Source organism: Pseudoalteromonas sp. OANN1 (assembly GCF_024124685.1).
GTDB classification, from domain to species: domain Bacteria; phylum Pseudomonadota; class Gammaproteobacteria; order Enterobacterales; family Alteromonadaceae; genus Pseudoalteromonas; species Pseudoalteromonas piscicida.
In genome coordinates, this window is the sequence record NZ_JAMXSE010000020.1 from 56,835 (window position 1) to 69,426 (window position 12,592).

General features: G+C 43.6%; 11 protein-coding genes. 5 read left to right on the forward strand and 6 right to left on the reverse strand.

Features of this window, described 5'->3' with window-relative positions; genetic code table 11:
• Positions 1–5: 5 nt before the first annotated feature.
• The 5 genes from crcB to lrp all read right to left on the reverse strand — a co-directional run bounded on the left by crcB (position 6) and on the right by lrp (position 5,563).
• The gene (crcB, locus tag NH462_RS16175) at positions 6–386 is read right to left on the reverse strand and encodes a fluoride efflux transporter CrcB (RefSeq protein ID WP_010604733.1); all 381 of its coding nucleotides are present in this window, start codon (positions 384–386) and stop codon (positions 6–8) included.
• Positions 387–388: 2 nt separating this feature from the next.
• Positions 389–1,729 (reverse strand): replication-associated recombination protein A, encoded by a 1,341-nt coding sequence (locus NH462_RS16180; protein ID WP_253106651.1) that lies wholly within the window; start codon positions 1,727–1,729, stop codon positions 389–391.
• A complete protein-coding gene (lolA, locus tag NH462_RS16185; RefSeq protein WP_010372760.1) occupies positions 1,722–2,360 on the reverse strand; it encodes an outer membrane lipoprotein chaperone LolA in 639 nt (212 codons plus the stop codon). Before lolA ends, NH462_RS16180 begins: the two co-directional genes overlap by 8 nt.
• On the reverse strand, positions 2,360–4,969 hold the full coding sequence (locus NH462_RS16190) for a DNA translocase FtsK (RefSeq protein WP_253106652.1): 2,610 nt from the start codon (positions 4,967–4,969) through the stop codon (positions 2,360–2,362). Before NH462_RS16190 ends, lolA begins: the two co-directional genes overlap by 1 nt.
• Before the next feature lie 114 nt (positions 4,970–5,083).
• Complete coding sequence (lrp, locus tag NH462_RS16195; RefSeq protein ID WP_010372754.1) at positions 5,084–5,563, reverse strand: leucine-responsive transcriptional regulator Lrp; 480 nt, start codon at positions 5,561–5,563, stop codon at positions 5,084–5,086.
• A 139-nt stretch (positions 5,564–5,702) separates the two neighbouring features.
• On the opposite strand from lrp, the gene ald reads away from it, so the two are divergent.
• Positions 5,703–6,824 carry an alanine dehydrogenase gene (gene ald, locus NH462_RS16200; RefSeq protein WP_010372751.1) on the forward strand — a complete coding sequence of 374 codons (1,122 nt, stop codon included), beginning with the start codon at positions 5,703–5,705 and terminating at the stop codon, positions 6,822–6,824.
• Between the two features lie 86 nt (positions 6,825–6,910).
• On the opposite strand, the gene NH462_RS16205 is transcribed toward ald, so the two are convergent.
• Positions 6,911–7,870 (reverse strand): DUF4382 domain-containing protein, encoded by a 960-nt coding sequence (locus NH462_RS16205; RefSeq protein WP_253106653.1) that lies wholly within the window; start codon positions 7,868–7,870, stop codon positions 6,911–6,913.
• 165 nt (positions 7,871–8,035) lie between these two features.
• Here NH462_RS16205 and NH462_RS16210 point away from each other — a divergent pair, with 165 nt between their 5' ends.
• The 4 genes from NH462_RS16210 to NH462_RS16225 all read left to right on the forward strand — a co-directional run bounded on the left by NH462_RS16210 (position 8,036) and on the right by NH462_RS16225 (position 12,585).
• On the forward strand, positions 8,036–9,904 hold the full coding sequence (locus NH462_RS16210) for a methyl-accepting chemotaxis protein (protein ID WP_253106654.1): 1,869 nt from the start codon (positions 8,036–8,038) through the stop codon (positions 9,902–9,904).
• Positions 9,905–9,970: 66 nt separating this feature from the next.
• Positions 9,971–10,537, forward strand: coding sequence for a PilZ domain-containing protein (locus NH462_RS16215; RefSeq protein WP_253106655.1), 567 nt, complete (start codon positions 9,971–9,973; stop codon positions 10,535–10,537).
• A gap of 114 nt (positions 10,538–10,651) precedes the next feature.
• Complete coding sequence (locus tag NH462_RS16220; RefSeq protein ID WP_253106656.1) at positions 10,652–11,689, forward strand: agmatine deiminase family protein; 1,038 nt, start codon at positions 10,652–10,654, stop codon at positions 11,687–11,689.
• A 5-nt stretch (positions 11,690–11,694) separates the two neighbouring features.
• Positions 11,695–12,585: a carbon-nitrogen hydrolase gene (locus tag NH462_RS16225; protein ID WP_017217436.1), complete on the forward strand. Its 891-nt coding sequence runs from the start codon at positions 11,695–11,697 to the stop codon at positions 12,583–12,585.
• Positions 12,586–12,592: the final 7 nt, after the last annotated feature.

The window sequence follows — 12,592 nt, forward strand, 5'->3', positions numbered from 1 at the left end:
TTTTTTTAACCTTTTTGCATGATGAGGCAGAGACCAACCCAGGCCATAAAGATACACGCCACCACGTTTAATGTGACGTTAAACGCCATTTTCACATATTGCCCTTGTTGAAGTAACAACAAGGAATCCATTGAGAATGTAGAAAAAGTAGTCAACGCACCTAAAAAGCCAATACCTATCAACGTTTTAGATGGAGAAACTGAAATAACTTCTTTTTCAATTAAACCGTAAAGCACACCCATCAATAATGAACCAAGAATATTAACGATCAACGTCCCAAAAGGGAATCCCTTACCTAAGAGTTTTATCGACATATCGCTGATAAAAAAGCGTAACATTGCACCAAACGCTCCACCTAGCGCAATTGTGAGATAATTTATCAGCATCGCTACTTGTACCTCTTGGTGCTACTTTGCGCATTTTGCGTCTGTAGATAGTTAAGCTTGTCAGCGATTTGTTTCTCAAGTCCCCTGTCTGTGGGTTGATAATATTTTCGCTCTTGAATGGCTTCAGGGAAGTAATTTTCTCCAGCAGCAAAGGCGCCGGGTTCATTATGTGCGTAACGGTATTCTTCGCCAAAACCCAGCTCTTTCATTAGTTTTGTCGGTGCATTTCTGAGATGTTCTGGTACGGGGTAATTTGGATCACTAGCAGCATCGCGTTTAGCTTGATTGAACGCCATGTAGACCGCATTACTTTTTGGCGCACTCGCGAGATAAAGCGTTGCCTGTGCTATTGCACGCTCTCCTTCACTTGGCCCTACACGATGAAATATATCCCAAGCATGTAACGCAACTTGCATCGCTCTTGGGTCTGCATTGCCGATATCTTCAGTGGCGATCGCCAGCAATCGCCGTGCAACATATAGCGGATCGCCACCGCCTGCTAATATCTTGCAATACCAATAAAGTGCCGCATCTGGCGCGCTGCCGCGAACTGACTTATGAAACGCTGAGATTAGGTCATAGTATAAGTCGCCCTTATTGTCATAACTTGATAATTGGCTGGGCAACACTTGTTTTAGTACCAGTTCATTCACCAAATAAGTGTTTGAGTTTGGCTCAAAACTTAAGTCAACAGCCTGCTCCAGCAGATTAAGCGCCTTTCTCGCATCTCCCGAAGCTGCTTTGGCGATGAGTTCAAGTGCGCTGTCATCAATGGTGATAGCTAATTTCGACAGCTGTTCATCGCGTAACAACGCATCTTTGAGTACTTGACCTAATTCATCCTCTACAAGCGATTGTAAAGTATAGACGCGCGCGCGAGACAAGATCGCGTTATTCAGTGCAAAAGAAGGGTTTTCAGTGGTCGCGCCAATAAAAATAAAGGTGCCATCTTCAATGTGAGGTAAAAATCCGTCTTGCTGGGATTTATTAAAGCGATGTACTTCGTCAACAAATAACAGCGTACGTCTGCCAAACTGAGCTAATCGGTTTTTAGCATCGACTACTGCGTCACGAACCTCTTTAATGCCCGCGCTAACAGCGGAAAGTTTGATAAGCTCTGCATCTGCATAGTTGGCTATGATCTCAGCAAGGGTGGTTTTACCCACTCCGGGTGGCCCCCAAAGGATCAGGCTATGACAGCGTCCAGATTCAATCGCACGATAAAGTACAGATCCTTTGGACAAAATATGGCTCTGCCCAACATAATGCTCTAACGAGGTTGGCCGCATTCTTGCGGCCAACGGTCGTACATCTGGTGTAAAATCAAACCCTAAACTAGTCACTGCCTCTTTGGTCGTCTACGACCACTCCTTGTGGAATAGTAAACTCAAACAAACTCTCTTTTACTGGTGCATTGACTTTGCTTTCCTTAAAGCTAAACGTAGAGACTTGACCTGAAATATCGTTCACTTTCAATAGTGCCAAGCCATCGTTTTTGTCATCAAAACGCAGTGTCAGTTGCTCTACCTGCGAGTCTACTTTGTTTTTAGGCGTGATCAGATATTCTTGACCGTTAAGTGCTACGTCGTACTTCAACCATTGGCTGTCCTCTTGGGTCGTAAGTAGCACAAACGGCGTGGTATCAATAAGTTTAGTCGTATCTAGGATAGTCACTTGCTCAGCAAACGTATCGTAGTAATAGGTTGTAGCTCCGCTTGATACAAATAAAGTGTCATCCGGCATCTCTTGTTGCCAGCGGATTTTTAGTGGCTGGGCTAAGGTTATCGCCCCTTCGCCGGTTTGCAACTCATTGCCTTCTTGATCTTTAACGATTTGCTCAAACTTACCTTGAAAACTGGTTAATTCAGCCAGTCTTCCTTTTAGACTTTGCATCGCAGCCTCATCAGCCCACACAGGCTGAATAAAGAGGTTTGATAATACCGTTAGCAACGCAATTTGCTTAAATTTTTTCATTAATTGGCTCCACCTTTTACCAATACATCTCGTGCACCATTATGACCAGGAGCACTTACCACCCCAGACATTTCCATCTGCTCAACTAATCGAGCTGCACGGTTATAACCAACCCTTAACTTACGTTGTACACTCGAAACAGACACTTTGCCTGTTTCAATAACAAACCCAACGGCTTCATCGTAAAGTGGATCAGACTCCTCATCCCCACCTTCCGGTGCTTCGCCAGGTAGTAAAATATCCTCGGTTGCTTCACCGCATAGAATTTCTTCGACGTAGTTTGGTTTGCCTCTTGCTTTCCAGTCACTCACTACGGCATGTACTTCATGATCGTCAACAAACGCGCCATGTACACGAACCGGAACACTCGTTCCAGGCGGCAGATAGAGCATGTCACCCATACCCAGCAGGTTTTCTGCACCTTGCTGGTCTAAGATTGTACGCGAATCAATCTTACTTGATACTTGGAACGCCATTCGCGTTGGTATATTCGCTTTGATCAAACCCGTAATAACATCCACAGATGGACGCTGTGTAGCAAGCACTAAGTGTATGCCTGCCGCTCGCGCTTTTTGCGCAATACGTGCAATTAACTCTTCTACCTTTTTACCAACAATCATCATCATGTCGGCAAATTCGTCTATAACGACCACGATACTCGGTAATTTATCTAGCTCTTGTGGTTCATCCGCCATACCGTCTGTATCTTTAAAGAGTGGATCTAAAATTGGGTGACCCGCTTCTTTGGCGTCTTTAATCTTCTGATTGTAACCTTTGAGGTTACGAACACCGAGTGCCGACATCAGTTTATAACGGCGTTCCATTTCCCCCACACACCAGCGTAGCGCGTTTGCTGCCTCTTTCATATCGGTAACCACTTCGCATAATAAATGTGGGATACCTTCGTAAACTGAAAGCTCAAGCATTTTCGGATCTATCATGATCATTCGCACATCTTCTGGCGGCGACTTATATAACAAGCTTAAGATCATGACATTAACGCCCACTGACTTACCAGAACCAGTGGTACCGGCCACCAGCAGGTGAGGCATTTTACCTAAATCAGCAACAACTGGTTGGCCCGCGATATCTTTACCAAGCACCATGGTCAAAGGTGATGGGTTTTGTTCAAACTTAGGGGCACCTATCACTTCAGACAAACGCACGATTTCACGGTGTTTGTTAGGCAGCTCTAAACCCACATACGTTTTGCCAGGGATAACCTCAACTACACGCACACTGACTGCAGATAATGAACGCGCTAAGTCTTTTGCTAAACCTGTGATCTTAGCCACTTTAATGCCCGGTGCGAGATCTAACTCAAAACGCGTAACGACAGGGCCAGGATAGACACCAACTACCTGCGCCTGGACATTGAAGTCTAATAGTTTAGTTTCAACTAACCGCGAGACCTGATCTAACTCTTCTTGCGAAATTGGATTTTTAGCCTTGTCAGGTCTATCCAAGAGATCTAATGAAGGCAATGGATCCGCAGGTGGCTGAGCTTCTAGAAGCGCTTCAAATTGCTCTTTGGCGCTTGGTGGAGGCTGATAACCATTGGCCGCCTTTTCAGGTGCTTTAGGCTTAAGAGGCCTTGCCGGAGAAACCACTTTGGTTTCGTGCACTGGCGCTTCATCCAAGGCATTTAAAGCCGCGACAGTATCTAGTGGCTCATCCTCTATCGCGGAAAAGTTGATTTCTTGCTCTAGAATATCATCTAGCTCATCGAACACCGACGGCTCTTTCTTCTCTTGTAGATCAGAGTGCGGTGCAGACGAAGTTTGAGGTGTAGATTCAGTGTTAGTTTTGCGGAACAATTTATCTTTTAATTTACCAAGTCCACTGGGTTCTTCTTCAGCATCGAAATCTATATTAATTTCAGTATCGGTTTGCTGCTGGAGAGCCTGCTCATGATCATCGTTTCGCTCGGTAGCTATTATTGGTGCCTCACTTTCTACTCTATCCGTTTTGGTGCTAGCGCCCGCAGATTTCTGTGAAACTGACTCCGTTTGCTCTACATTGCGCTCTGCTGTCAGTCTATCGCGTACCCATCTAAAGCCGGCGAGTACCTTTTCACCTAAATAATCAACGAATTCAACCCAAGATACACCGGTAAGTAGTGTCATTCCGGCGAAGAAAAAACACAGTAACAGTATAGAAGTGCCGGTAAAGTTAAAGGCAGGCATCATTGCACCAGCAACCACATCCCCTACTACCCCACCAGATGAGAAATTATAGATATCATCGAAGTTGATGCTGCTAATTGCACTTGCAGAGGTAATAAACAGCGTCGCGCCAATAAGGCGCAAACCTAGCGTGGTGTAATCTAGTTGCAGAAGCTTATGTGGTTTTTTAAACACTAAATAGCCAAGAAACTGCAGCGCCGCTGGGATCAAAAACGCCAGCCAACCGAAACTCAGCAGCATAATGTCTGCCAGCCAAGCTCCGGCAGCACCAGTTATATTGTTTACTTTTACGTACTCACCGGATTGAGTCCAAGCAGGATCGGCTGGGTCGAAACTTATCAACGCACACAACATAAATATTGCTGCAGCCGTGCTTACAATCAAACCTGTCTCTAAGAGGCGTTGCACACCATTTAAGCGCATTGTAATTAAACCTTTTTTCTGTTTCTTTTCTGGACTATAAAAGCCCAAAACGTCAGCAAATTAGTGATTTGCGTTAGTATTGCTGTATATACTTACACCTTACCAAGAAATACCTCAAGGTGCACAAGGTTTTATTACTTCTCCTTCTTCTCCTTTTACTTCTTCCATGACCACAAAAGTGCGACTTTCACTGATGTTTGGCAGTTTAAGTAAAATTTCTCCTAAAACTCCGCGATATTCAGACATGTCGGTCACTCGTGTCTTTAATAAATAGTCGAAACTACCGGACACAAGGTGACATTCAATAATTTCGTCATGCTGCTTTACTGCTTGATTAAATCTATCGAACACATCAGGCGAGTTTTTATTCACTGTTACTTCAACAAACACTAAAAGTCCCTGCCCAAGCTTAGCAGGATCGACTACGGCTTTATAACCTCGAATAAATCCTTCTCGCTCCAGCTTTTTAACGCGCTCCAAGCAAGGCGTAGCGCTCAATCCTATACGTTTGGCTAATTCTACGTTGGAAATTCTGCCATCTTTCTGAAGTTCGACTAAAATCTTTCTGTCGATCCTGTCTAGTTGTTGATACATAGTGTAGTTTTTTATCCTGAATGATTCATTAATTCAGAGTATATCACTACATTTAAATATTAAAACAGTGAGACACACTGGCTATAGGTAAATATAATAGTCAAAAATTTTACTCCGTTCTTATTTTGAGGCGAATATTATGATTATTGGTGTACCTAAAGAGATAAAAAACCACGAATACCGCGTTGGTATGGTTCCTGCGAGCGTTCGTGAACTAATCAATCACGGTCACGAAGTCGTTGTTGAAACAAATGCTGGTATCGGCATTGGTTTTACTGACGAAGATTATGTTCAAGTTGGTGCTAAAGTTTTAGACACAGCGGCAGAAGTTTTTGCTACTGCTGATATGATTGTTAAAGTAAAAGAGCCTCAAGCTGTTGAGCGCGCAATGCTACGTGAAGATCAAATCCTATTTACTTACCTTCACCTAGCACCAGATCTTCCACAGACAGAAGATCTAATCAAGAGCGGTGCTATCTGTATCGCATACGAAACGGTAACTGATGCGCGTGGTGGTCTTCCACTGCTAGCACCAATGTCAGAAGTTGCTGGTCGTATGTCAATTCAGGCAGGTGCTCAAGCGCTTGAAAAGTCACGTGAAGGCCGTGGTATGCTACTTGGTGGTGTGCCGGGCGTTGAACCAGCTAAAGTTGTTGTGATCGGCGGTGGTATGGTTGGCCGTAACGCAGCACAAATGGCGGTAGGTCTAGGTGCAGACGTTACTATCCTTGACCGTAGCATTGATGTATTACGTTCTTTGAATGCACAGTTTGGTAGCCAAGCTAAAGTTATCTACTCAACGGCTGATGCACTTGAAAAGCACGTACTAGAAGCAGATCTTGTGATCGGCGGCGTACTAATTCCTGGTGCAGCGGCGCCTAAGCTTGTAACTGCAGAACACATCAAAGCGATGAAGCCAGGTGCTGCCATTGTTGACGTTGCAATCGACCAAGGTGGTTGTATCGCGACTTCTAAAGCGACTACACACGCAGAGCCAACATACATTGTTGACGATGTAGTTCACTACTGTGTAGCTAACATGCCTGGTGCTGTACCACGTACTTCAACGTTTGCACTTAACAATGCAACGCTTCCGTACATCATCAAGCTTGCAAACTTAGGCTACAAACAAGCGCTATTAAATGACAAACACTTCATGGACGGCTTAAACGTTCTGAAAGGTCAAGTAACGTGTAAAGAAGTGGCTGAAGGCTTCAACATGGAATATGTTGACCCGCGCGCTGCACTAGAAAATGCTTAATTTTGAATTTAAGTAGTAAAAAGGGCTTCAATTGAAGCCCTTTTTGTTTTGCTGTTATACCAATTCGCTTAAAAGACTAAATGAAATTAGTTTGTCTCGAAATTCACTTCTGTATCTTGCGTTAACGAAACGTCTTTTGTTTGATATAAACTAAAATCTGCATCTATCGTTTCGGCATCATCTAAATGACCTAAGCAAGAATACCCTACTTTGTAATCTCCAGAACCAATAAATGCTATCTCATATTCACTCTCGGCATCTAAGTTTGCGGTGGCTACAGGCGCTGAATCTTCATCACTGATGTCGCTTGGCACTTCAACATCCGCTTTATAAAGATAAACAACATGTTTGTACTCTCCGACTAGAGGAGCTAAGTCCGCGTTGTCTGCTATACATGCATTTTTCACAGACTCGCTAACAATGCCCTCAATCTCGAAACTAGTTAACAGATTTTCCAAACGGACAGCTGTTGGTTTTAGATAAACGGTGTCATCATCTCCGCGCTTCAACAGCGCCTTATTGAAGTCAAACTCCAGTACGATTTGGTTCTCACCTTCATTTAACGAGAAGTTATTGAGTTGGATTTCACCTACACCATCGTTACCTTTACGGGTTACGGCTAATGGTGCTTGACTACCATCTAAAAAACGCACGCTGGAGGTTAAGTCAAAATTAGACCCCGCACTACCGTTTACAACATCGGCTCTGATCCACTCATAATCACCTTCATCGATCTCTTGGTCATTTACAACCAAATAGATATCATCCCCCGTATATTCAAGCAGATTGATTTTCATTGGATTACCCTGCGCATCCAAGGTATCAAATGTGACATCTTCTTTTCCAGATGCTCTAAATGTCAGCCTTTGAATAACAAGGTTTACCTCTGCAAGATTATTCACAGCAGCATCTGACACACCAACACTTACGGTGGTTTTTTGGGTTGGTTGCGTGGTGTTGTTGTCGTTTGAGTCAGAACCTGAACCGCCACCGCATGCAGCGAGTATCATTGCCGAGGCAATTGCTGTTAAAGCTGGTTTATACATGAAGTTTTCTCCTCTTCTAAGTTTTAGAGAATAGGAATTGCACCATGAATAAATAATTAATATAAATGCAATAATTTGAAATACCTTCAAATGCTGTGTAGAAGGTTTGGCATTTTCTTATTAAATGTCATAAGTTTAATGTATCAAACTTATTGGAGTGTGGCCGTGAAGTTTAAACACAAAGTTGTATCCGTCTCAGCGCTTGTACTGCTTGCAGCATTACTGATCTTATCTGTTATTCAATACATTTCCGTGCAATCAGCAATCAAAGCGCAAACCGAACAAAGTGTGAATGAAATAATTCAAGGAATTGGTAACACTGTCACTGCGCAAATGAAAGGAGCAACCGATCTCGCCGCTCTTGCTACCAATCTCGTTGCTTCCACTGACACCTTAGACGCAGCCTTTCCTATCCTCTCGCAGCCACAGCTCACAACCTCTTTCCTACTGATAGGTTATGGCGAAGAGCAAACAGGAAAGTATGTCGCAAGCGATCCAAATTGGAACCCTGGTGCAAACTGGGACCCAAGAAAGCGGCCTTGGTATACCGACGCAAAAACTGCACGAAAGCTCATTATCACAGCACCTTACGCTGATGCAGTAAGCAACGAAATTGTGGTATCAATCGGTGCACCAGTGTTTAAACGAGGTCAATTTAACGGCGCGATTTTTTACGACGTTAGTTTGGCAAAACTCGGCGAAATGATTAACTCGTTTAACCTGCTAGACGCGGGTTTTGCCTTTATGGTGAGTAAAGACGGGTCGACTATCTCACACCCTGATGTAAAACTAAATGGTAAGTCTTCTCGTACATTTCTCGGTGACATAAGTATCTCAGAAAATATTCAATACGTTGAAGTGAACGGCGAAGACAAATTAGTGCAGTTTAAAGAAGTCGAAGGCTTAGATTGGTATTTAGGGGTGATGCTGGATGAAGACACCGTTTTTGCCGCACTTTCACGACTGCAAAGAGATGCAGCCATATTTGCCTTTATTTCTGTGGCGCTCGCGACTGTGCTACTTTCTTTTGTGATTAGCTTATTATTAAAGCCGCTGGATGAAATCAACACCGCCATGGCTGCTATCGCACGCGGTAATGCGGACTTAACCGTACGATTAAATACCGAGCATGAACCCGAATTTGCAGCACTGGCGCAAAATTTTAATGCCTTTACCAGCAGCTTACAGTCTCTAATAGCGAATATTCAGGGCTTAGGCCATGAAGTTTTAAACGATGCTCAACAAACATCTCAGGTTGCAAATAAAGCCAAACTTTCCATTCAAGAGCAATTAGCGAGTATCAAAGTCCTTGATGAAGCAACAACACACATGTCTGCAACTGAGCATCAAGTAACTCAATCTGCCCATGAAGCCGCTGAAGCAATTAAAACAACCGATCAAGTTGCTCGCCAAGGAGAAAAAATCGTTGCAGAAACAACGGAGACAATTCAAGAGCTGTCTAATCAAATCAGTTCGGCAATGACCGTAGTTACGGAATTAGAAAGCTCGTCTACTGCTATTGAACAAATATTATCGGTTATCAATAGCATCGCTGAGCAAACCAACCTCCTAGCGCTCAATGCTGCCATTGAAGCCGCAAGAGCTGGTGAGTCTGGCCGCGGCTTTGCCGTCGTTGCAGACGAAGTGAGATCGCTTGCACAAAGAACACAAGAAGCCACAACTGAAATTCGTGGAATGATAAGTCAACTACAGTCAGGTTCAGAAAGCGCGGTTACTGTAATGAAGCAAAGCCAACATTATGTCGATAAAACGGTTGAAAAGGCAGAGCAAACTCGAGCCGCGCTTGAAGATATGCGTAGTGCTATTCGCCATATTGTCGATTTGAATTCACGTATTGCTGATATGCTGAATGAGCAAAATGACATTGTAAATAACGTGAATAGCAGTAGCTCATCAATTCGTGGTATTTCAGAGTCGGTGTATAGCGAAGCTAAGAGCGTTGATGCCACGATGCAGTCTCAAGTAGAAAAGATAACAACCCAAGAACAACTACTTGAGCAATTCAAAGTTTGATTATCGGTAAGCTAAACCGTTACTATAGAGACAGTTGTAAAGCGGCGCGATGCCAAGAGATAAAACATGAAAGCGAATTTGCAGGAATTATTTGAACAGTATTTTCAGATAGCTGAACAGGTTCAGATCAACCTCTACCCGGTTGATGACAATATGGTTCCAGAAAACGAATATCAATTAGAAGCTACAATTCCGCCGCTATTTAAACTCGCGAACGAAATTAATGAGTTAGATCTTAATGCGCTGCGACCACTTCGTAATCTGGGTGATATTGCCAATGAGTTAGCAGCTTATTTGCAGGCGCAATCACGTAAGATTGATTTAATTATCAGCCATATTCTCGCAACTGAAGAGCCTGACGACAGTCATTTATTTTGTGACAGCTACGGCGGCGGCGGCCTGACCGCAACGTTAGAAGCAGATTATGAGGTCGGGCAATCGTTACGAACTAAAATATTTTTGCGCAATGAAGCCAGTGCTATCTTTTGCTACTCAGAAGTCATTGCCAAGCAAGATGGTAAATTCACCCTCGCTTTTACCGCTATTAGAGAAGCGGATCAAGAGTTGCTTGTACGGGCAAGCCTACACGCCCAGACCAGACAACTTAAGCTAAAGCAGCAAAAAGACCAATAAGGTATTTAACGCATTAAGTGCCTTCTTTAAATGCTCAATTATCTTCACAAAACTTACTGACACACCTGAGGTTAATGATAAACTATAGGCTTATTATTATATGGTGATGATTTAATGAGTTTTACTTTACTCCCAGAATGGGCACCACAAGACGCAATCATGCTTACATGGCCGCATTCTGATACCGATTGGAGCGACATTCTCAGTGACGTTGAACCTGTGTACGTTGCACTTTGCCAACATATTACCCAAGTTCAAGAAGTCGTTATCGTGGCGCATAATGAAGCGTTAAAACAGCATATCGAGAACCTACTCTGCGAAGCTGAGGTTAGCTTAAGCAAGTGTCACTTTGTTGTTACGCCTTGCAATGACACATGGGCCCGTGATCATGGTCCACTTACGACGCAAACAAGTTCAGGAAATCTATGTATCAAAGATTTCACCTTTACGGGTTGGGGTAACAAATTTGCTGCGGATTTAGACAATAACATCAATCAGCAGCTAGCAAAACAGGTCCTCAACCCAAACTGTACCTTTGAAAAGGTTGACGTGGTGCTCGAAGGCGGCGGCATTGAGATTAACGAGTCCAATGTTTTATTGACTACTTCAGAGTGTCTGTTGAACCCAAATCGCAATCCACATCTAAGTAAAACTGAATTAGAACTATTGTTGCAAAAAGAGTTGGGTGCTGAGTCATTCTTGTGGGTAGATCATGGATACTTAGCCGGTGATGATACGGATAGTCATATCGACACGTTAGTGCGTTTTGCACCGGATAACACCTTGGTATATGTAAAGTGCGACGACAAATCAGACGAGCACTATGATGCCCTCAACAAAATGGAACAGCAGCTACGCACATTTCGCACCCCAAATGGCGATCCATACCGTTTGATTAGTTTACCTTGGCCTAGCGCTAAGTTTGATAACGAGGGTGAGAGATTACCAGCAACCTATGCAAACTATCTGATCTTGAATAAAACGGTGTTAGTACCTATCTATGGCGACGACAAAGATCAAGAAGCGCTAGACAAGGTCTCTCTTGCTCACCCAGAAAGAACGGTAATTGGCGTAAACTGCCTACCAATCATCCATCAGTTCGGTAGCCTGCACTGTATTACGATGCAGTTACCAAAAGGTTTTTTAAGGTAAGTACCATGACTGAAAAAAACATCAAAGTTGGTATTGTTCAACATAGTAACTCTACAGATCTCGTAAACAACTTTGCGAAAACCTGTGACGGTATCCGAAAAGCCGCTAGTCAGGGTGCTAAGCTTATCGTTTTACAAGAATTGCACCGCAGCTTGTATTTTTGCCAGACAGAAGACACCGATCTCTTCGACTTAGCGGAAACCATTCCAGGCCCAAGCACCGACTCACTAGGCGCACTTGCAAAAGAGCTTAATGTTGTCATCGTTGCGTCGTTATTTGAAAAGCGTGCAACAGGGCTTTATCACAACACCGCGGTTGTACTTGAGTCTGACGGTACGATTGCCGGCAAATACCGTAAAATGCACATTCCTGATGACCCAGGTTTTTATGAAAAGTTTTACTTCACCCCTGGTGACATGGGCTTTACTCCAATTCAGACTTCTGTAGGCAAATTAGGCGTACTGGTGTGTTGGGATCAATGGTTCCCAGAGGGTGCACGCCTGATGGCAATGGCGGGCGCTGAGTTTTTAATTTACCCAACTGCAATTGGCTGGGATCCTCGCGATGATAAAGCAGAACAAATCCGTCAACGAGATGCTTGGATAATTGCACAGCGTGCACATGCAGTCTCTAACGGAGTACCTGTGATTAGCGTTAACCGTGTTGGCCATGAATCAGACCCTTCGGGTCAAAGTGAAGGTATTCAATTCTGGGGCAATTCTTTTGTTACCGGTCCGCAAGGTGAAATGTTATTGCATGCATCTGAAGAAGCTGAGGAAATCTCGGTTGTTGATGTTGATCTTGCACGCAGTGAATCTGTTCGTCGCATCTGGCCGTATTTAAGAGACAGACGAATCGATCACTATCAGGATCTTTGCAAAATTTATCGCGATTAATAAATAG